Genomic DNA, 18,189 nt, shown 5'->3' with positions numbered 1-18,189 from the left:
AGAAGGCAGGTGGCTTGGCCACCTGCGGCGGCTTCTGGGCTCTTCGCTGTTGTGCCTCGAAGTCAAACCCCAGCCAAGGTTTTCCACATCGCCTTGCCCTGGGCTTCGTGAACCGATGCGTATTGCTGTGGATCCCAGCTGGTCCCGGTCAGCAGCAGCCCCAGCTCTGCCACGATGGCCTGACAGCGATCGCCAAAAGCCAAGACCTCATTGAAGGTCAACCCAAGCGTGTTGATGTCAAACGCGCCAGGCTCCTCGTCCAGCTTGCGCATTTCCAGGTGGGCGTGGTGCTTGTCCCGTAGGGTCTTGATTTTCGCTGCCACGGGATCAGCCGAAAGGATCACCATTTCATTGGAGACCTTTTCCCAGCCATTATCGAAGCGCGAGTAATTTTCGTCCCGATCGCTCTGTCTGAACTTCTCCTGGAAAACAGCCGAGCTTTCGGGCGGCAGGTCACTGATCGGTTCGTCGTGGAAGTGATCGAACATGCGCCCATAGCGCTCCCGGTAGTGCTCCTTGATGGCTGGATCTGCTTGCAGCTTTCTCCACAGGTTGGTCAGGCTACCCGACCTGAGATCGTTGTCCAGAAAAAGCCGTGACTGATCGCGCACCAGGTCTTGCCCAAGAAGCGGAGCCAAGTGGTTCCAGGCATTGGCACCCGGCGTCTTGTCCAGCTTGGCTTTGAGCCCTGCCTGGATCGCGGGGTCTTGAATGAGTGGGGACAAAATGTGCCGGCGCTCGTCGAGGATGTGGCACTCCTGCGTGAGCACCCGAACGAATCCATCGATTTGGCGAATACGTTGTTCCAGTTCCTCAGGCTTCATTCTTGCTCCGCCTCCAGCGGCACCTGCTGGAACCGCACCTGCAGCCGCTTGATGAGCGCCCGGGTTTCCTTGTTGGGCGCACGCGTGCAGACCAAGATCGCCTCCCCGTTGGGCACGTGGCGGATGGCTTTCTGTTCGGCCCGGACAATGGCGCGGTATTTCACCACTTGGTAGACGCCGCGCTGGAGTTCGTCCTCGCTGCACCGGCTGGTCTTCACCTCCACGGCCAGACGCTGCTTGCCGTTGTCGAAGTGGGCATCCAGTCGGTCGCCGGAGCTCAAGAGCTTCTCGTTCGTGCCCGCAGTGAAATCGCCGTAATCCATGAAGTCTTCCGGATGGTTGGCCACCCAGTGCTTGAGGGCTTGGTGTTCGGCGCTCTCTGGGCCGCCTCCCTGCTGGACCTTGGGGAGCGGGATGACGCGCTGCGCCTCGTTCTGAGGCTTCTCTCCAGCATCAGGCTCCACAACGGGGGCGCCCAAGGCGCGGGCAACCCTGTCCCAGTGTGGGTAAGTGAAGACATCCTGCTTGGCTTCTTCAAACAGCGCCTTGCGATCTTCTTCGGTCGCCATGGGCTTGCCATCGAAATACGCCGGAACGATGGTCACCGCCCCATCGCCCGGAACTCCCTTGTTCTTGTTGATCACGATGGTATGCAAGGGAGGAATGGGTTCCCCCCATTTTTTGCTCAACCATTCGATGGCCTGCGCCACCCCACCCGCCACCCGTCCGTAGTTCAGAACATGCTTGATGGAGTGGCCGTTGCGGTCGTGGAGCTCACGGGCCAGGTCGGTGTAGGTGTGATCGTCGCCCTCCTGGGCCCACCGGAGGAGAATGGGCAACGCGTCGGGCACCAGCGGCCCCAGCTTCTCGCTCTGCGCCAACGGAATCAGTTTCCAGCTGAACTTTTCCATCCCCTACCCCTCCCTTGTCGTCCCGCCATGGTAGCGGCGGGACCAGCACGGGAAAACGATGAGGGCCGGTTTCCCGGCCCCCCTTTCTCAATCCTCGTCGGGCAGCATGATGGTGACCACCGGCTCCAGGGCGTCCCCGGGCCCACACAGTGCTTTCAAGGTGACAAGGCGATGGGTCGACCGCGTCAGGCCAGACCCGGCCTCCGGGTGGGCTTCGTTCGACAACCAGTCGCCGGCATCGGGCAGAGCCACGTGGAGCTGATAGTGGATCTCCGAACCCTCGCCCTGTTGCCGCTTGATGGCCACGTGGAGCATGAAAAGCACATCCCAGAGCCGGCCGTCCACCGACTGGCCGCGCAGTTCCAACCCTCTGGGCACTTCGACGTAGCGTGCCCACGCAGCGCGGGTGATGGCCACGGGCAACTTGAAACCGGCTTCTTTGGCCACGTCGGACACGTCCACCAGGACGCCGTCGTCGATCGCCTGGGCCCGGGTGTAGGAATGGATGAGATCAGAAGGTTCGAACATGCGCAGTTCCTCTTGTCAGTGATGGCCCGCCCAGGGCATCCGGTCGGGATGTCCTGGAATGGGGAACCCACTGCCCCACCGACAGGCACGGTCAAGGGAGGAAATGGAAGGGCTGGCGCGGCCCGCAGCGCAGCGAGGACACGGGCCCTGGAATGTCCCTTGACCGGAGAAGCTGGGCGATGGGGCGGCGCGCAGCGCACAAAGCTTTGAGAGCGTGCCGCGTTCGGCACACCGATTCAGGGTTGAACTTGGGAATGCCGTCACGCCTGGGTGCAGGTCACAGGGACCCGGTCCATCCACGCGCTCTGTCCTGCCGATGCTTGAGCGGTGAGCGGGCCCAAACCTCGGATGAAGCGAAGAGACGCAAGTTGGACATCGTCTTGGGGCCAATACGGGCCATCCGGCGAGAACACGAAGTGGTCCCCTTGAAGGGCCCCACAGGTGGTGCAGTGATGGGCCAGGTAGGTTTGCCCTGACGTTCGAGTAGTGGCGAAACGAAGCCAGGGCGCGTGGCCCGCCACGAAAGCGACAGTGTCCTCGTCCAAACGCTCGATGTAGCGCAACACGGCACCCTCCCCCTGATCCACCAGACCCTCGTCGTCGTGCTCCTCGAACGAGGGCACCCAGATCGCGGCGGTGGGGGTCGGGGCGTGGCAGAAATGGCACTCGGTGTGGCCGAGCAGCAGGCCGTAGGCCGGAGCCTGAAGGGTGGATGGAGGGGCAGCGTGGGTCATGAAGCCATTTTGCCCTGCCTGGGTGTCAGCCGGTGAGACGAGCCTGCGTTGAATCATGGGTGTTTCGGAGCGTGCCCCGCTGTGAACCCAGCCACGCCATTTGCTTGTATTCGTCTTTGCTGAGCAACTTGGACACTCCCAGCCACTGCACCAGGTGGTAGTGCGCAATCGTTCGTGGGTAGCGCTGAATCCCCTCGTGCAACAGTTTTGGCAGGTAACACACAGAACCATCGCGGCGCTCGTATGCGTAATAGCGGTGGCGGGCGGCACGCGTGGTCATGGCGTTTCCCTCAGTGCGCCCAAAGGGCACGATCGATGCAGCGTTCAAGGCGCTGGGCCAACCTAACGCTGAAAGGAAGGGCGATGGGGGCAGCGATGGCGAGAAGAGAAAGGGTCATGTCGGCGGTTCCAGTCGGTGGGTAGAGCGTTGCGTTCTTCCTGATCCCAACGTAGACCGCCCTGGAAATTTGTCCACGGTTGTAGTGGACAGAATCTTGACAAAAAGTAAAAACTGCGGAGCTAAGGCCGCAGTTATTCCTAACATCCCTTCTCGCGCCGAAGGCGTCACCTGCTCTTTTCCACCGCTGCTTCTACAGATGCCGGCGCGCAGCGACCGGTGGCGGCGTTGGGCCGTTGGCTCTACAGCCTTGCCCGCTTTGCACTGACACTTCCCCGGGCTGCCCATGCATGCTCCAGGTGGACCGCGCGTTGTTCGGCTTCCACCGTGGCCACCACGTGCGGCATCGCCGCCTTCAGCGATGGCGTGTTCCAGAACGGGCTGCCCCGGTGAGGGTTGCCGCCCAGCCGCAACAGCAGCAACGCCGTCTGTTCAAGTCGGCTGCGCTCGTCGGCGTCGTCGCTCAGCTGGTAGTCCGCCGCCAGCTTTTCCAGCGGGCGCTCGCACCAGTGGTTCCTCTCTTGAGGGTGCGCACCAGCTTGCAGGAGGGCTTCGACGATGCGGGGCCAGGCAAGTGCGGAATGGAGCGCGGGACCTTCGTTGAGGCGCCACGCGTTGGGGTTGGCGCCCTGCCGCAGGGCCTGTAGAGCGCCGAAAAGGCTTCCCTCGACGCACGCGTGAATCAGCTCAGCGCTCGGACTTCCTGGCGGTGGTGGGTGGCGGTCAGCCATGGCGGCTGCCCCGAACCTGGTTCCGAATGAGATGTCCTTGGACGTAGTCTCGGATGATCTGGCGCACCGCTTCTGCGGTGGAAATCCCAGCGTTCACCGCGCCCTGCTCCACCGCCTCCAAGACGCTGCGCTGCAGCGGAAGGTAGGCCAGCCGCACGTCCCGTTCCCCACCCAGCCGACGCTTGCTCAGTGGGTAAGGTTTGGCGGCATACATGGCGAGCACTTGGCGCACGGCCTCGTTTCGGGTGACCTGCGCGCGCGCGGCGGCCGCCTGCAAGCGCTCCAAATCACGGGAGTAGCCCCGGGAGGACGGAAGGGTGACAAGTTTTGGGGAAGGGACAGGTTGAAGCACGTCGCGCTCCGGCTTAGGACGCCGCGTCCAACGGCTTGGCAGCCGCCTCTCGGACCACCGCGATGGCACGCCAACGGTTGATCGCAGCGCCGGCGAAATACAAGGCGTCCACCAGTTCTTGCGCGGCCCCCTTCTCAAGCAGGGCCCGGTTGCAGGAGGCGAACCCTGCAAGGATTCCGTAGCGGTCCGCGTCGTCTTTGGCTTTGTTCATGGCTTCCGCAATTTGAACGTTCATGTCGAATCTCCTGATTTTTACTGGTGGGTGATCGGCGGTTACAGGCGCACGCGCTGACGGGGAGCTCCGAGAACAGCCGCCGGAGCTTCGCTGTGCGCCTCTTGCCGTCGGTTCCAGACCTGCCCACCGATGACCATGCTCGGACCGCCTACAGCAGGAAGGACCTGCGAAAGCCTGGCTTGTTTCGCCGCGGCGTTGATCGCACGCACGGTGCCCTCTTCCATGCCTTTGGCTTCGTAGATAACCTGCGCCTCCAGGTGATCCCGCGCTTCGTCCACAAGGGCGGCAAGGGTTCGACCGAACTTCGACTTTGGTCCTTGGTTGCGAGCATCGGCGTCCCAACGCTCGATCACTTCGAACGTCTTCTCATGACGATGGCCAGACTTGTTGAGTTCTTGGAGCACCGCTTCGGCGTCTTTCACGTTGAAGCGAATGGCGGAGAGCTTCACCGGGTGCGCGTAGCCACCGCCACTCGAAGCCGATTGCGTGATGGCGACCGCTTGGTTGCCGTCGCTGACGAGGTGATGAATTTTCATGTCGATTTCCTTGATGGTTTTCGGAAGGCGCGATTGCCTATCCACAAATTCAAGGTAGATCGCCCCATGATTTTGTCCACTGCTTGAGTGGACAAAACTTTGACTAAAAGCAAAAACTGCGGAACTAAGGCCGCAGTTATTCCTAACATCACTTCTCGAGCCGAAGGCGTCACATACCATTCTTCCATCGCCGCTTTTCAGAAACCTGCGCGAAGCGACCGGCGGTTGGTTTTTTGCACAAAAAAGGCCCCTCGCGGGGCCTCAAAGGACATGAATTGTTCTTACGCGATCAGTTTTTGTCAGCACGCCTTACTCCGCGCACTCCACGCCGATCCATTCTTCATCGAACCATTCGTCCAGCGTCGCCAGGTCCTTGACCTTGCAATTGGTGCCGTAATCCGACCCTTCCATGTCGAACACCACCTCATAAAGGAGCTGCCCGTCCTCTTGGCGCTCCACGTTGACGGAGACGGTTTGGTCAGCCAACAGCTCGTCGTCTTCGCATCCCAGCTCTGCCGAATTGCGGTTCAGCAGGAAAGCCAGCAATGCGTCCTCAGCGGAAGACTGGAACGCGGGATAGAGATAGCCCGCCGCGCCGGTCGAAAAGGTATACCCAGACAACTGGTCAAACAAAGTGCTGGCAGCGGCATGCGCAGCTTCGTGAGCTTCCTTGATGGTGATGGTGTCGTTTGTGATGAGCATCGCGTGGTTCATGGCGAGATCCTTGTTTGTCGGTTGGCACGATTGCCTTCCCATGTATCCAAGGTAGATCACCATGAAAATTTGTCCACGGTTTCGGTGGACAAAATCTTGACTAAAAGTAAAAACTGCGGGGCTAAGGCCGCAGTTTTTCCTAACATCACTTCTCGCGCCGAAGGCGTCATCTGCTCTTTTCCCACCACCGCTTTTACAGAAGCCGGCGCGAAGCGACCGGCGGTGGCTCTGGGCTTTGTTCTTTGAAAAAAAAAGGCCCCCTCGCGGGGGCCCCAAAGGACATGGACTGATCTTACAGGCTGGTGGAGCGCCAGAGCTTGCCTGCGATGCCACCCACGATTAGCGCCACGGGCATGAGCGCCGTCAGAGCCATCGGGGGCACGGAGGTGAAGAAGTTTCGCTCGCCCTCTTCCAGGCCCGGGTAGAGCAGGCCCACGGCAACGCTGACCAGCTGCAGGGCAACGACGAAGAGCAAGCCCACCAGGGCGCCCTTTCCAAAGCCACCTTTGCGCGGCGAAACCGGGAGCCCGCTGGCCCTTGCCGCGCGCACGCGGGCCGCGCGCCAGTTCAACACGTAGAGCAGGAGCAGCAAGAGCAGCACGGCTGCCCCACCAGCGGCCGCCAGGCCGGCCTCCCAGCCGTAGCCCATGTTCTCGCCGATCTCTTGGGCTCCGGCAAGAAACAGCAGGCCTGCACCACCGAGGATGACGGTGCCCGGTGCCAGCAAGCCCCACTGCATGTGACCGCCGGGGGTGTGGTGAGCGTTGTAAGACATGGGACCTCCTTGAAGTGGTGTTCCCTCAATGCATAGCGCGATTCCGCGCCTTGGCAAGGTCAGCCCTTCTTCTGGGCTCCGACCGGCACCCAGCCTGTGGGTTGCTTCTCAAAGATGAAGTCGTAAGCCGACGGCACGGGAACGGGATCGGGCTTCAACTGCTGCCCGCCCTGGAACCCGACCACGTCCAGCGTTCCACCGGTCACGCACGTGGCCCGCTGGGGACCACTGGAGGTGCAATCCGCGGTGAGGTCTTTCCAACCTCGAACCTCGATTCGTTGGCCCATTTCGCTAGAGAGGTTGGCATTGGCATGCGCCTCGTAAGCTTGGGCAACTTGTTCAACGGTGGGCAAATCCGCCTTACTGCTGCAGGCGGCCAACCCTGCGGTGATCAGGGTGAGGGAAACGAGGGTTGCTTTCATGCCGGAGCTCCTTGCGTATGGGTTAAATCAACGTCGATGGTTTCGTCGCGGTATCCGAGCCGAACCCTCTCTATCGTCACGTCCATCTTCGGCACCGTGCTGTCCACCCAGACCCGGTTGACGGAGAACACCACCAGATCGTCTCGGTAGCTGCGACCTTGTCGCGCCAGGTTGGCAGCCTCTTGGGCGTCCATTCGGACCAGCAGGTGGAAGCGGCCGGCGTTCGGTGGGCTGGACACCCCCGTGGAGGTGCGGTGAACCCACGGCACAAAGCCCTTGCCGGTGACGCTTTGTCCCGCCGCGGACACCTGAGGCATCGGGATGAACCCTTCCAGCACCCCACGGTCGGCCCGATAGGCGACATCGCCCAGGGCTTGGAACGTGGGACGAACGGCAAACCGTCGGATGGCCTTGAAGCGCTGCAGGCGCGCGTCGAAGGCCGGGCCATAACGGCGCTCGATGGCAGCCGGATCATTGCCTGAGACCCCGTTGGCGCCGTGGGCCTTCGTGTCCATCAGCCACCACTGCCTCAGGCACCATTGGCGTTTGTCGGCGTCGATGCGATAGGACGAATGGGCCATGGCGAGCAGCTGCATGTCGCAAGTGTCCACGCCGCCGCCACCCACAGCCGTCACCCCGGCCCGCAGGTGCTGAGCCCCTTCCAAGACGTCCTGATCCAGGTCCCAGTAGGTCCCGGTCGGCTCAAGGTAAGGGCTCCGCGACCTATCGCTGACCACCTTGGGCGTGCCTTGGATGGCTCGGCCGATTTGGCGAAGCAGATCCGATCCAGTCCCCGATTGCGCCTGCGCTCCAGCCGCCGCAGTCAGGGCAAACGCCCCGGTCAGCACGGCCCTTCTAACTCCCTTCATGGAACCCCCTGTTCCCACCAATGGATTTGGGATCTTGCAGCCAACTTACGCGACACGTAGAGTCTACCCGGGGCGTAGCCTCTGGGTCATCCTGTCCGCATGCCTGCATTGCATCCGTTCAGCCCGTGACCGCCGCCCCGCCCGCTCCCCGAGCCGTGGTGGCCGCGCGTCTGCGCCAAGCCCGCGTCCTGCGGGGCTTGAGCCAACGCGAAGTCGGAGTGCGGATGGGGATGGACAAGGACACGGCGTCGGCCCGAATCTCTCGGTATGAATCCGAGGGCATGTCGATCAGCTTGGAAGCCCTCTTCGAGCTGGCCCAAGCCTTGGAGGTGCCCCCAGCCTATCTTTTGGCGACCAGCCCAGCGATGGCCGATGCGATCTTGGCTTTGGGCGAGCAGAGCGCGGCTCAGCAGGAACGGTTTGCCGAACTGCTGGGCGTTTTGGGTGAGCTGTCGGCGAAGAAGCGCAACGCACTCATCGAAAAAGTGTTGTCGCCCACCAAGGACTAGGGCATCGGCGAACAAGGACGAATCGACCCCATGTGGACATGGATCACCAACCTTTGGCGCGGCAAGCGGACGGAGCCCACCCGGTCCCCTGTTGCCATGACGACGCTGATCGAACTGAACATGCTGGAGCTCAACGCAGCGGAGGCCAGCAGCCGCGCTGCACTGGCCCCACCGGGGCATGAAGCAGCACTCCTTGAGAGATTCAAGGCATCGGCCCAGCTTGTCCTTATCGAAAAGCCTCCGTCCGACGCAGCAGACTCAACCTGGGAATCCCTTGGTCAGAAGGCACGCCGCCTAAACCGAGGATTCGCAGACCTCCGATTGCAACTCTCCCCGCCAGCGATCGTTGGTGGGGATACAGAGCCGCGCGACAATGCGCGTCCGGTCCTTTAAGGCGGCCAGGCCAGCTCTTCCATGCGAGCTTTCCTCCGTTGCATGTAGTGCAACATTCCGCTGGCGCACTGCTCAACAACGGGGCTTTCCTCAAAGGCCCCAACCCCAACCGCTGTCAGTGCTGCAATGACGCACAAGTTGGTGGTGGCCACCGCGTTGACGGTGGTCTGAAAAAGAATGGCTGCCGGCACGTGCGCCCCGATCTGCCCATTGGGATCTTGATACATCACCCGAATGGCCTTCCCGCCATGGACCAGTCCGCACAGAGGGTCCCACGAATTGGTCACCGTCCGAGCCAGCTTCTGAGGCTCATCGTCCTGCCCGATGCGTGCAATGGCCTGCTCCACGTCCGCGGCCAGGTCTTTGAGGGCAATAGCCACCCACTTTCCTTTCTCGTTCTTCTTTCGGGGGCCGCGATCTTCCTGGAGAAAGTCCTCCAGCTGTTCGTCGTCGGCAAGGAACTGGACAAACACCGCCCGCAGGAATTGCTCAATCTGGGAGCGGTGCATCGCCAAGGCCACCGCTGGAAGATCGATGGGATGGGTCTCCAGGAGGAACAGCAACGCACGGCCGTAGTCCATCGATGCCCTCAACAGCTGGAAGGTCACCCGGTGGCGCTCACTGCCGGCGGGGACAGTGATGCGGGCCATGCAGGACATGTTCGATTCCAGGCTGGCCTTGGCCTCTCTGGCCTCCTGTGCGATGTCCAACGCCGTGGGCTGGCGCTTGGCAGCACGAGCGTCCAGCGCCGATTGGATCCCGTGGCTCAACCGGTCTTCCTTCATGCCATCGCCTCTTGGGGTTTCTTTGCCTGCTGACGCGGCTGCAAGGCATCTGTCGCCACCTGCCTGGGATCGGCCAACCACAAAAGCGCCACCTCGGGGAACAGCCGGAGCATGAGGGGATCCCAGGACCGGTGGGGCGCAAAGGTGGTCTCCCCCCGGGCCAAACTGGTGAGCACGCCTTTCATCTTTGCCTGGAGCTTTCCGGTGCGATCTTGGGACACGACCGTCTTCAATTGGTGGTGTGCACGGAGCATGCAACGGTAGAACCACAAGCTCTTGGGCCAGATTTTGTGGGCGTGGTGGCCCAGCTCGGCCAGCGTTTCAAAGCCGATGCCCATCGGGCGCCCTTCGCCGTGCTTGATCGAATAGCCAATCACCAGCAGTCGGTCCAAATCGGGGGCTTCCTTGGCATAAGCCGGCAGCGTGATCCCCACCGGGGAGAACAAGCGGCGCAAGTCTTCCCAACGGCGATCGCGCTCCTTGTAGTCGGTGATCTCTCCCCGCAGCAGGGCCACGTAGAAGGTTTCGAAAGCCTCTCGCCGATGGCTCCAGACCTGCTCCTCCTGCCAAGCCATTCGGTCCTTTTCTGCTTGGGCTTTGTGCCCTTCGTAGTCGAAGGCGTAGGCCCGAGGGATGCCCCGGCTACACGTGTCGAACGTGAGATCGTCGAAGCAAACCTCCCGCCGCACCTCTACGTCGCGGATCGTGCCGCCCTCCCGGCGCGGCTCCAGCCAAACGCCTTCCAAGCAGAAGCGGCCCTCGCGCTGGGAGCGGGCCACGGTGGCGGGGGTGACGCGAAACGCGTTGCGGTTGTTGGCGAAAAACAGATCGTCTTCGGACAGTCGGAACTGGTCCAGATCCAGGTCCTTGAAGAGCCACAGCATGCGCCCCCCGTTCTTTCGGTAATGCCGCATCCGCTCGGCGATGACGTGAACGAAGGTGGTGGAGAGTTGGATCTCGATGGCCCACCGCTGGCCGTCCCGCTGCGTCTGCACGTCGGGCTGGCGCCACTTCACGCCCTCGATGTCCCACCAGCGTTCTTCCAGCTTGGTCTCCTGGAAAGACGGATCAGCGTCCAGGCTGTCCCTCACCCACTCCTTGAACGCCTTGTGGAGCGCGCCCTCCTTACACAGCCCAAACCGGCGTGCCAGGATGGCTTGGGGCGAATGCCCCTTGCGCCCGGTGCAGGTTTCGCGGTGGCGAGCCGTGAGGTGATCGAAGTAGAAGCGGAACTCGGTTCGGGCGCGGATGGCTTTGGACCTCACGCCCATGGCGTCCTTGCAATAGGGGCACTTGAACCGAGGTGCGCCGTCGAGCACCTCCAGTTCGGCCGCCAGCCGCCCATCCCGGACGACCTCTCCGTAATCCCGGCCTTCCATGAAGGCCTCCAACGTCAAGCACTCGCCGCCGTCCCGATCCCAGACCAAATCGTGGGATCGCTTCGCAGCTGGCACGTAAAGGACGGTTTTCTCCATGGAACTACTTTAGTCAGAACCTGTCTCGCCAGATGAGACGCTGATCCGAAAGGCATTGGCATCAATACATCAACGCCGGCAGGGGAACAGCAACCCAGGGTCAATCGTCGCCAGCATCCACCACTACCTCAACCACCAAGCGAAAAGCGTGCGCTGCTCGGTTCCGGTGGATACGCAACAATTGACGGCGTCTCGCCAGCGTTGCTTGCCCGAGCGCCTCCCGAACGAAATCGTCCCCATGCAGATCCGATTTGCGCGAGTTGCAACTCACACATGCCAACACGATGTTGGAGATGAAGTGGCTCCCCCCGTGATGCAAAGACACGTAGTGATCCTCGTGGCAACTGGTGGGCTCGCCTGGGCCGTTTACGGCACCACCCGGTCCCTCGAGGGATCTGTAGCAGTAGTAGCAGCGACGCTCCTGGAGTGCCAGCAGCGTCCTAATCTGCTCTGCGGTGCGCGAGCCCGGCGCCGCCTTCGACTTCAGGGCCCGGTGAAACGATGTTCGTCGACGTGTCTCTCGGACGCGGACTTTCCAATGTGCATGAAAGGTATCCAAGGGCAAGAGCACCTCCAGATCGGAGGACTGGAAGAAACGGCGAGCACCTGCTTTGCACGCCTCGTGAATGCTCCAATCCTCCAGCGTTCCGTTGCAGCGTGCGCATCGCCCATGTTGGGCAAAAAACTGCCTCAGCTCGTTGCTGATCCCAAAACGTGCATTGAGGTCCACACGCTGAAACCGGCAACCGATCATGCCGTCGGAAAAGACCTGATCTCCCAGGCGTTCATAGGGATAGCGACGGACCATGCCCCACCCCGCCTTTGTCAGACACCCGAGAATGGTGCCCGCTTTCCCTACCGGCTGCCAGCAGAGGTCGCCCGTGGCTGGTCCAGACCTTCTCGCAGCAACAGCCGCACCAACTCGCTGACGTGAACCCCCTCCCGGTCAGCCACCTGCTCCAACAGGTCTTTCAGCTCCTGTGGCACGCGAACGGCCATCTGCACGTAAGGTGGCCGGCTCACGTGGACAGCCTCGCCAGGGTGAGCACCCACGCCAACGCCAAACCGGCCAGGATTTGGGCACGCAAACGGTAACGCACACGAAGCGCCCCGCTGGCGTGCCGTGCATTGACCCAGAAGATGCCAGCCAGGCCCAACACGGTGGCCAGGAACGCTGCAGCCAACATGGCGGCCAACACCGCGCCCACGGTGGTCATGCCAGCGCCCCGGCCATGGTGGCCAGGACGAACCACTGTCCAGCGATGAGGGCGTAGCCAATGAGCAATCCCTCCAAGCCCGCCCAGCGCTGGCCCGGGGTGCACAGCAGCGCCGCGCTGTCGTTGAGCAAGGACCACCCGGAGAGGATGGACAGCCACTCAAAATCAATGGTCGTAGCGGTCATAGATCGAGCCCTCCCCTCCAGCGGAATTGATGGTGGAGGGCAACATGACCTCCTCGTTTTTCACGCGTCCGAACACGCTGGCAAACACGTCCAACAGCGAGGTGCTTTGGGCCGCGTCCCGTTCGGCCTGGCGCGCATACTCGTCCAACCCAGACGGGAAAACCTGGCGTGCGCCGTTGACGGCGCCGCGCAATCCGCTGGCGTTGGGCATGCTCGCCCCAAAGGTGCGGTTCCACGTATCGGAAAACCGGTCCAAGCCGTCCATGCCCATAAACAGCAATCGCGCCAGCATCAGGACAACCACGGCGTTGACGACAAGCCGCTTCGTCAGTCTGAATCCAATGAACATGTTCCCCCCTTTCGTTTCGTTGGTCGGTGTCAGACGCACGCATCGCGAACGTCATACGTTTGGGATACACCGACACGCGAAACCCACAAGGGGGTTATTTTGACTAAAGCTAAAAATTGGGAGAAAAGCCCGATCACGCTGCAGGCGCGGCTGCACTTGCCCGTCAGCCGGCGCTCGACTGGGGCATTGCTTTGAACGGTTCGACTGACGAAATTGGCAGGGCTAAATCGGGCCCAAGTCTTTGACCACCGCCTGGCCAGGCTTCAAAAAGCCCAATAGCAACCGTCCGCCGGCGACGGTCCGCCTCATGCTGGCGTTGAGGTATCGAGCCTGGAGCTGCGCTGCCACCAGCAGGTCCTGGGTGGCCATGCTGGGCGGCCGCTCCCTGAGCGGATCGCCGGGCGACGCCAGCTGTCCTCCTATGGGCTGGACAACCGCTGGAACGGTCAAGTCGTGCTTGGCATAGGCCGTGGCCATCATCCGGCCGTTCTTGGGCGACCAACCACCCAAGACCAACTCCGTGGTGCAGTGTTCCGCCGGCAACCCAGCCTCGGCAACGGCCTTCATGTAGTTGGGCCAAAGCTGATCGATCACGAGCCCGAGCTCAGCACTCAGTTGCTCCATCGTGAAATCGGCCCGAAAACTTGCCTCCAGGCACAGTTGGTAGATGCGAAGGAAGAACTGGGCTGACCCACGGGTCGCCAGCAACAGTTGGTGCTGGGGAATGAGGAGCAGTTTGGCTCCCGCCGAAGCTTGTCCGCTGTGCGCGTTTTCGGCCCATGTGTCCACGGTCACAACCAGCTGGTTGGGGTTCTACCCCGAAATCACGGACGGTTGTAAAAGGGCTGAGAACTTCTGGTCTTGCCTGGCGACCCTTCGTCGCATCCTCGGGTTGTGGAACCGCTCGATGTATTCGAACACATCCGCCCTCGCGGCATCGAGCGTTGGGTAGGTCATGCGGTAGACCCGCTCGCGCTTGAGCAGGCCGAAGAAGCCTTCGCACGCGGCGTTGTCACCGCAGTGGCCCACCGCGCTCATCGAGCACACCAAGCCGTTGGCCGCCAGGTAACGCTGGTAGTCGCCGCTTCGGAACTGGCTGCCACGGTCGGAGTGCAGGATCAGTGGATGGCTGCCTTGGCGCTGCCAGACCGCCATCTGCACGGCCCTGATCACCATCTGACGATCCTGACGATGATGCATTGACCACCCCACCACCCGCTGGTCAAACAGGTCCAGCACGATGCACAGATACAGCTTGCCTTGCCGGGTCTTGAGCTCGGTGATGTCGGTGACCCACCTGGTCTCCGGCTCCAACGCGGTGAAGTCCCGCTCCAGCAGGTTGCGCACACCCGGCGGCGTCAGCGCCGGCTTGCCGCGCTGGCCTCGCCGCTTCGGTCGCGGCCAACCCTGCAGGCCATCGGTCGCCATCAGACGCGCCACCCGGTTCAGGCTCGCCGTCTCGCCTTCCTCGGCAAGGTCTTCATGCATCCGGCCGGCGCCCAATGTGCCCCGGCTGTCCTCATGCAACTCACGGATCCGGCCGAGCAAGCGCTGGTTGTCGCGCTCCCGGGCACTGGGCAAGCGCTTACTCCAGTCGTAGTAACCGCTGGCCGAGACCCGCAGGCAACGACACATCAGTCGCACTGGAAACTCATCGCGGCAACGTTCGATCACCTGATACCTCAGGATGATCCCTTGGCAAAGAACGTCGCCGCTTCTCGCAAAAAATCCCGCTCCTTCTTCACCCGGGCCAGCTCGCGCTTGAGCCGCGCCAGTTCCTCGTCCCGGGGCGTCCCGGTGCCACCGAAGGCCACCTGGCCCCGGCTCTGGGCCTCCCGCTTCCAGCGGGTCAGCAATGCATCCCGGATCCCCAGCTCCCGGGCCACCTGGGCACAGCTGACGCCCGGCTGGCTGGCCTGCTCAACCGCACCGCGCTTGAACTCGGTGCTGAACTTCCTTCGCTTCGACATGAACACTCCTCATGGCCTTGATCGGCCTTCTCGTAAGTGTCCGTGAAAACGGGGGTGAACCCTTGAGCTCGTTCATGGTGCCGAAGACTCCAAAGCAGTGCTGCCGGCGCGGGGAGCGCGGTCGCGATGCAGCCAACGATAAAGCACCGGCAGCACCAACAAGGTCAATGCGGTGGATGAGACGATGCCGCCGATGACGACGGTGGCCAGCGGCCGCTGCACCTCCGAGCCAGCACCGACATTCAAGGCCATGGGCAGGAACCCAAGCGAGGCTACCAGGGCGGTCATCAGCACCGGCCGCAGCCGGCCAAGGGCGCCGTCGCGTACCGCCTCGTCCAGCGGATCACCCTGTTCGCGCAAGCGGCGAATGAACGCGATCATGACCAGGCCGTTGAGTACGGCCACGCCCGACAGTGCGATGAAGCCCACGCCGGCCGAGATCGACAGCGGAATCCCGCGCAGGGCCAGCGCCAGCACACCGCCGGTCAGCGCCAGTGGCACACCACTGAACACGATGGTCGCGTCCTTGGCCGAACCGAAGGCCATGAACAGCAGGGCGAAGATCAACGCCAGCGTCACCGGAACGACCACCCCCAGGCGTTGGGTGGCCGAGATCAGCTGCTCGAAAGTGCCGCCGTAATCGATCCAGTAGCCCTCTGGAAGCGTGACATCTTGGCCGATGCGCGTGCGCAACTCGCCGACGAACCCGCCCAGATCGCGTTCCCGCACGTTGGCGGTGATCACCACGCGCCGCTTACCGTTTTCGCGATTGATCTGATTGGGCCCGCGTTCCACCTGGATCTTCGCCACTTCCCGCAGTGGCACCGTACGAGGCCCTCCATTGGCGCCGGCGGCCAGACGGCTGGACTCGTCGACACTGGTGCTTGCCGGCAGCGGAATCGGCAAATCTGCCAGCACGGCCGGGTCTTGGCGCTGCGATTCGGGCAGGCGCACCACCAGGTCGAAGCGACGGTCCCCTTCAATCAACTGGCCTGCGACACTGCCGCCAATGGCGGTGGCCACCGTTTCCTGCACATCGCCCGGGTTCAGGCCATACCGTGCCAATGCCGCCGGATCCGGCGTGATGGTCAGCAGCGGCAGGCCCGAGACCTGCTCGGCCTTGACGTCTTCGGCGCCGGGGACGCTGCGCATGACCCGCTCGACCCGGCTGGCCAGGCGCGTCAGCTGGTCCAGGTTGTCACCGTAGACCTTGACCGCCACATCCGAACGGACGCCGGAGATCAACTCGTTGGTGCGCATCTGGATGGGCTGGGTGAACTCGTAGTTGCTGCCCGGGATTTCCTTGGCCGCCTCCTCCAGCTCTTCCACCAGCTCGGCCTTGGGCTTGCGCGGATCGGGCCACTGGTCGCGGGGCTTGAGCATCAGGAAGGTGTCGGCCATCGATGGCGGCATTGGGTCGGTGGCCACCTCGGCGGTGCCGATCTTGGAGAAGATGTTGGCTACCTCCGGGAACTGGGCCAAGCGCTTCTCCAGCGTTTCCTGCATGGCGACCGACTGCTCCAGGCTGGTGCCGGGAATACGCATGGGCTGCAAGGTGATGTCGCCTTCATCCAGGCTCGGCACGAACTCCGAGCCCAGGCGGGTGGCCAGCACGCCACAGCCCACCACCAGCACGGCCGCGCCGGCCAGCACCACCACGCGCCGACGCAGCGCCCAATCCAGCAGCGGCCTATAGCGGGCCCGCGACCAGCGCATCAGGCGGTTGTCGTGCTCAGCCACGCGGCCGCGCAGGAAGGTGGCGATCGCTGCCGGCACAAAGGTCAGCGACAACACCATGGCACCGGTAAGGGCCAGCACCACCGTGATCGCCATCGGGTGGAACATTTTTCCTTCCACCCCGGACAGCGCGAAGATCGGCAGGTAGACCGCCGCGATGATGCCCAGGCCAAACAGGCTGGGACGGATCACCTCGGCGGTGGCCGAGGCGGTCAGGTCATAGCGCTCTTCATCGTTGAGCTGGCGGCCCAGCGCGTGCTGCGCCTCCCCGAACCGGCGCAGACAGTTCTCGATGATGATCACCGCCCCGTCCACGATCAGGCCGAAGTCCAGCGCACCCAGACTCATCAGGTTGCCCGATACGCCGCCACGGACCATGCCGATGATGGTGAACAGCATCGCCAGCGGAATCACTGCGGCGGTGATCAGCGAAGCGCGCACATTGCCCAGCAGCAGGAACAGCACCACCACCACCAGCAGCGCGCCCTCGATCAGGTTCTTGGACACCGTGCTGATCGTGCGGTCCACCAGCGCGGTGCGGTCATACACGGCCTTTGCATGCACGCCCGGGGGCAAGCTGGCGTTGGCGGCGTCCAGCTTGGCCGCAGCCGCTTGGGAGACCTCCCGGCTGTTGGCGCCGAACAGCATGAAGGCGGTGCCGACCACGACCTCATGGCCGTTCTGGGTGGCCGCGCCCGTGCGCAGCTCCTTGCCTTCCCCGACGCTGGCCACATCGCGCACCCGAATGGGCACGCCATCGCGCCGGTCCAGCACGATGTTGCCGATCGCCTCCAGATTGGCCAGCTGGCCGGGCACGCGCACCAGGAACTGCTGGCCGTTGCGCTCGATGTAGCCGGCGCCGATGTTCTGGTTATTGCGCATGACCGCGGCGACCACGTCGTTCAACGTGAAGCCCAGCGCCACCAACTGGGCCGGGTCGGGGGTGATGTGGATCTGCCGCTCAAAGCCGCCGATGGTGTTGACCTCGGTGACGCCGGGCGTGGTGCGCAGCTGCGGCCGGATCACCCAGTCCTGCAGGGTGCGCAGATCCGTGGCCGTGTACGGGGTGCCGTCGGGCTTGCGAGCGTTGGGCTCGGCCTCCACGGTGTACATGAAGATCTCGCCCAGTCCGGTGGAGATAGGCCCCATTTCCGGGTCCAATCCTTCGGGCAGCTGGGAAGCGATTTGCTGCAGGCGCTCGGCGACCTGCTGGCGGGCAAAGTACAGGTCGGTGCCGTCCTTGAACACGACAGTGACTTGGGAGAGCCCGTAGCGTGACAGTGAGCGGCTGTAGTCCAGCTTGGGCAGGCCGGCCATGGCCGTTTCGATGGCAAAGGTGACCCGTTGCTCGGCCTCCAGCGGTGAGTAACCCGGGGCCTGGGTGTTGATCTGGACCTGGACGTTGGTGATGTCCGGCGTGGCGTCGATTGAGAGGTGACGGTAGCTCCACACGCCCAGCGCAACAAGCGCAGCGGTGAACACCAGCGTCAGCCAGCGATGGCGGATGGACAGCCCAATGAGGCGTTCGAGCATGGCGGGCC

The 18,189-nt window shown here is 62.9% G+C and carries 24 protein-coding genes; 1 reads left to right on the top strand and 23 read right to left on the bottom strand.

Annotated features, from left to right (window positions below):
* Nucleotides 1-62 precede the first annotated feature (62 nt).
* The 13 genes from CKW06_RS07400 to CKW06_RS07340 all read right to left on the bottom strand — a co-directional run bounded on the left by CKW06_RS07400 (nt 63) and on the right by CKW06_RS07340 (nt 7,755).
* On the bottom strand, nt 63-824 hold the full coding sequence (locus CKW06_RS07400) for an AbiU2 domain-containing protein (RefSeq protein WP_024956683.1): 762 nt from the start codon (nt 822-824) through the stop codon (nt 63-65).
* The gene (locus CKW06_RS07395; RefSeq protein ID WP_024956684.1) at nt 821-1,735 is read right to left on the bottom strand and encodes a hypothetical protein; all 915 of its coding nucleotides are present in this window, start codon (nt 1,733-1,735) and stop codon (nt 821-823) included. Before CKW06_RS07395 ends, CKW06_RS07400 begins: the two co-directional genes overlap by 4 nt.
* Nucleotides 1,736-1,822: 87 nt before the next feature.
* Nucleotides 1,823-2,263: a DUF6573 family protein gene (locus tag CKW06_RS07390; RefSeq protein ID WP_024956685.1), complete on the bottom strand. Its 441-nt coding sequence runs from the start codon at nt 2,261-2,263 to the stop codon at nt 1,823-1,825.
* 260 nt (nt 2,264-2,523) lie between these two features.
* The gene (locus CKW06_RS07385; RefSeq protein WP_024956686.1) at nt 2,524-2,997 is read right to left on the bottom strand and encodes a hypothetical protein; all 474 of its coding nucleotides are present in this window, start codon (nt 2,995-2,997) and stop codon (nt 2,524-2,526) included.
* Nucleotides 2,998-3,022: 25 nt separating this feature from the next.
* On the bottom strand, nt 3,023-3,277 hold the full coding sequence (locus tag CKW06_RS07380) for a hypothetical protein (protein WP_024956687.1): 255 nt from the start codon (nt 3,275-3,277) through the stop codon (nt 3,023-3,025).
* A 359-nt stretch (nt 3,278-3,636) separates the two neighbouring features.
* Nucleotides 3,637-4,125 carry an ankyrin repeat domain-containing protein gene (locus CKW06_RS23530; protein WP_012480707.1) on the bottom strand — a complete coding sequence of 163 codons (489 nt, stop codon included), beginning with the start codon at nt 4,123-4,125 and terminating at the stop codon, nt 3,637-3,639.
* Complete coding sequence (locus tag CKW06_RS07370) at nt 4,118-4,477, bottom strand: hypothetical protein (protein WP_143568534.1); 360 nt, start codon at nt 4,475-4,477, stop codon at nt 4,118-4,120. Before CKW06_RS07370 ends, CKW06_RS23530 begins: the two co-directional genes overlap by 8 nt.
* 13 nt (nt 4,478-4,490) lie before the next feature.
* Nucleotides 4,491-4,712, bottom strand: a complete 222-nt coding sequence (locus tag CKW06_RS07365) for a hypothetical protein (RefSeq protein ID WP_024956690.1) — start codon at nt 4,710-4,712, stop codon at nt 4,491-4,493.
* A gap of 38 nt (nt 4,713-4,750) precedes the next feature.
* Nucleotides 4,751-5,248: a hypothetical protein gene (locus CKW06_RS07360; RefSeq protein ID WP_024956691.1), complete on the bottom strand. Its 498-nt coding sequence runs from the start codon at nt 5,246-5,248 to the stop codon at nt 4,751-4,753.
* Between the two features lie 309 nt (nt 5,249-5,557).
* Nucleotides 5,558-5,962: a hypothetical protein gene (locus CKW06_RS07355; protein WP_024956692.1), complete on the bottom strand. Its 405-nt coding sequence runs from the start codon at nt 5,960-5,962 to the stop codon at nt 5,558-5,560.
* Nucleotides 5,963-6,254: 292 nt separating this feature from the next.
* Complete coding sequence (locus CKW06_RS07350) at nt 6,255-6,737, bottom strand: hypothetical protein (RefSeq protein ID WP_024956693.1); 483 nt, start codon at nt 6,735-6,737, stop codon at nt 6,255-6,257.
* Between the two features lie 59 nt (nt 6,738-6,796).
* The gene (locus tag CKW06_RS07345; protein WP_024956694.1) at nt 6,797-7,159 is read right to left on the bottom strand and encodes a hypothetical protein; all 363 of its coding nucleotides are present in this window, start codon (nt 7,157-7,159) and stop codon (nt 6,797-6,799) included.
* Entirely contained in the window at nt 7,156-7,755 is a 600-nt protein-coding gene (locus CKW06_RS07340) for a hypothetical protein (protein ID WP_231910895.1), read from the bottom strand. Before CKW06_RS07340 ends, CKW06_RS07345 begins: the two co-directional genes overlap by 4 nt.
* Before the next feature lie 497 nt (nt 7,756-8,252).
* Between CKW06_RS07340 and CKW06_RS24110 the strand changes: the two genes are divergently transcribed.
* Nucleotides 8,253-8,537 carry a helix-turn-helix domain-containing protein gene (locus CKW06_RS24110; protein WP_024956696.1) on the top strand — a complete coding sequence of 95 codons (285 nt, stop codon included), beginning with the start codon at nt 8,253-8,255 and terminating at the stop codon, nt 8,535-8,537.
* Between the two features lie 389 nt (nt 8,538-8,926).
* Here CKW06_RS24110 and CKW06_RS07330 read toward each other — a convergent pair whose 3' ends face one another.
* From CKW06_RS07330 to CKW06_RS07290, 10 genes are all read right to left on the bottom strand, one after another.
* Nucleotides 8,927-9,715 (bottom strand): DUF6988 family protein, encoded by a 789-nt coding sequence (locus CKW06_RS07330; RefSeq protein WP_024956697.1) that lies wholly within the window; start codon nt 9,713-9,715, stop codon nt 8,927-8,929.
* A complete protein-coding gene (locus CKW06_RS07325) occupies nt 9,712-11,190 on the bottom strand; it encodes a competence protein CoiA family protein (RefSeq protein ID WP_024956698.1) in 1,479 nt (492 codons plus the stop codon). The genes CKW06_RS07330 and CKW06_RS07325 overlap by 4 nt, the downstream gene beginning before the upstream one ends.
* A gap of 100 nt (nt 11,191-11,290) precedes the next feature.
* Nucleotides 11,291-11,998 carry an HNH endonuclease gene (locus CKW06_RS07320; RefSeq protein ID WP_024956699.1) on the bottom strand — a complete coding sequence of 236 codons (708 nt, stop codon included), beginning with the start codon at nt 11,996-11,998 and terminating at the stop codon, nt 11,291-11,293.
* Between the two features lie 47 nt (nt 11,999-12,045).
* Nucleotides 12,046-12,189, bottom strand: a complete 144-nt coding sequence (locus CKW06_RS24170) for a ribbon-helix-helix domain-containing protein (RefSeq protein ID WP_108724046.1) — start codon at nt 12,187-12,189, stop codon at nt 12,046-12,048.
* 20 nt (nt 12,190-12,209) lie between these two features.
* Nucleotides 12,210-12,407, bottom strand: coding sequence for a hypothetical protein (locus tag CKW06_RS07315; RefSeq protein WP_024956700.1), 198 nt, complete (start codon nt 12,405-12,407; stop codon nt 12,210-12,212).
* Nucleotides 12,404-12,592: a hypothetical protein gene (locus tag CKW06_RS07310; protein WP_024956701.1), complete on the bottom strand. Its 189-nt coding sequence runs from the start codon at nt 12,590-12,592 to the stop codon at nt 12,404-12,406. The genes CKW06_RS07315 and CKW06_RS07310 overlap by 4 nt, the downstream gene beginning before the upstream one ends.
* Nucleotides 12,573-12,941, bottom strand: coding sequence for a hypothetical protein (locus CKW06_RS07305; protein ID WP_024956702.1), 369 nt, complete (start codon nt 12,939-12,941; stop codon nt 12,573-12,575). Before CKW06_RS07305 ends, CKW06_RS07310 begins: the two co-directional genes overlap by 20 nt.
* A 222-nt stretch (nt 12,942-13,163) precedes the next feature.
* Nucleotides 13,164-13,736 carry a hypothetical protein gene (locus tag CKW06_RS07300; protein WP_024956703.1) on the bottom strand — a complete coding sequence of 191 codons (573 nt, stop codon included), beginning with the start codon at nt 13,734-13,736 and terminating at the stop codon, nt 13,164-13,166.
* A gap of 18 nt (nt 13,737-13,754) precedes the next feature.
* A protein-coding gene (locus tag CKW06_RS07295; RefSeq protein ID WP_087944427.1) for an IS3-like element ISStma5 family transposase occupies nt 13,755-14,911 on the bottom strand; the annotation gives its coding sequence in 2 pieces (ribosomal slippage) (nt 13,755-14,671 and nt 14,671-14,911; 1,158 coding nt in all).
* 72 nt (nt 14,912-14,983) lie between these two features.
* On the bottom strand, nt 14,984-18,181 hold the full coding sequence (locus tag CKW06_RS07290) for an efflux RND transporter permease subunit (protein ID WP_024956704.1): 3,198 nt from the start codon (nt 18,179-18,181) through the stop codon (nt 14,984-14,986).
* Between the last annotated feature and the right edge of the window lie 8 nt (nt 18,182-18,189).

The sequence above is a fragment of the Stenotrophomonas maltophilia genome, assembly GCF_900186865.1.
Taxonomy (GTDB): domain Bacteria; phylum Pseudomonadota; class Gammaproteobacteria; order Xanthomonadales; family Xanthomonadaceae; genus Stenotrophomonas; species Stenotrophomonas maltophilia.
This window is presented reverse-complemented; position numbering and strand designations above follow the sequence as displayed.

Bases quoted from the DNA above. Each gene is read 5' to 3' on its own strand.
- CKW06_RS07400 (WP_024956683.1), bottom strand. From the start codon at position 824: ATGAAGCCTGAGGAACTGGAACAACGTATTCGCCAAATCGATGGATTC.
- CKW06_RS07395 (WP_024956684.1), bottom strand. From the start codon at position 1,735: ATGGAAAAGTTCAGCTGGAAACTGATTCCGTTGGCGCAGAGCGAGAAG.
- CKW06_RS07390 (WP_024956685.1), bottom strand. From the start codon at position 2,263: ATGTTCGAACCTTCTGATCTCATCCATTCCTACACCCGGGCCCAGGCG.
- CKW06_RS07385 (WP_024956686.1), bottom strand. From the start codon at position 2,997: ATGACCCACGCTGCCCCTCCATCCACCCTTCAGGCTCCGGCCTACGGC.
- CKW06_RS07380 (WP_024956687.1), bottom strand. From the start codon at position 3,277: ATGACCACGCGTGCCGCCCGCCACCGCTATTACGCATACGAGCGCCGC.
- CKW06_RS23530 (WP_012480707.1), bottom strand. From the start codon at position 4,125: ATGGCTGACCGCCACCCACCACCGCCAGGAAGTCCGAGCGCTGAGCTG.
- CKW06_RS07365 (WP_024956690.1), bottom strand. From the start codon at position 4,712: ATGAACGTTCAAATTGCGGAAGCCATGAACAAAGCCAAAGACGACGCG.
- CKW06_RS07360 (WP_024956691.1), bottom strand. From the start codon at position 5,248: ATGAAAATTCATCACCTCGTCAGCGACGGCAACCAAGCGGTCGCCATC.
- CKW06_RS07355 (WP_024956692.1), bottom strand. From the start codon at position 5,962: ATGAACCACGCGATGCTCATCACAAACGACACCATCACCATCAAGGAA.
- CKW06_RS07350 (WP_024956693.1), bottom strand. From the start codon at position 6,737: ATGTCTTACAACGCTCACCACACCCCCGGCGGTCACATGCAGTGGGGC.
- CKW06_RS07345 (WP_024956694.1), bottom strand. From the start codon at position 7,159: ATGAAAGCAACCCTCGTTTCCCTCACCCTGATCACCGCAGGGTTGGCC.
- CKW06_RS07340 (WP_231910895.1), bottom strand. From the start codon at position 7,755: ATGCAGCTGCTCGCCATGGCCCATTCGTCCTATCGCATCGACGCCGAC.
- CKW06_RS24110 (WP_024956696.1), top strand. From the start codon at position 8,253: ATGGGGATGGACAAGGACACGGCGTCGGCCCGAATCTCTCGGTATGAA.
- CKW06_RS07330 (WP_024956697.1), bottom strand. From the start codon at position 9,715: ATGAAGGAAGACCGGTTGAGCCACGGGATCCAATCGGCGCTGGACGCT.
- CKW06_RS07325 (WP_024956698.1), bottom strand. From the start codon at position 11,190: ATGGAGAAAACCGTCCTTTACGTGCCAGCTGCGAAGCGATCCCACGAT.
- CKW06_RS07320 (WP_024956699.1), bottom strand. From the start codon at position 11,998: ATGGTCCGTCGCTATCCCTATGAACGCCTGGGAGATCAGGTCTTTTCC.
- CKW06_RS24170 (WP_108724046.1), bottom strand. From the start codon at position 12,189: ATGGCCGTTCGCGTGCCACAGGAGCTGAAAGACCTGTTGGAGCAGGTG.
- CKW06_RS07315 (WP_024956700.1), bottom strand. From the start codon at position 12,407: ATGACCACCGTGGGCGCGGTGTTGGCCGCCATGTTGGCTGCAGCGTTC.
- CKW06_RS07310 (WP_024956701.1), bottom strand. From the start codon at position 12,592: ATGACCGCTACGACCATTGATTTTGAGTGGCTGTCCATCCTCTCCGGG.
- CKW06_RS07305 (WP_024956702.1), bottom strand. From the start codon at position 12,941: ATGTTCATTGGATTCAGACTGACGAAGCGGCTTGTCGTCAACGCCGTG.
- CKW06_RS07290 (WP_024956704.1), bottom strand. From the start codon at position 18,181: ATGCTCGAACGCCTCATTGGGCTGTCCATCCGCCATCGCTGGCTGACG.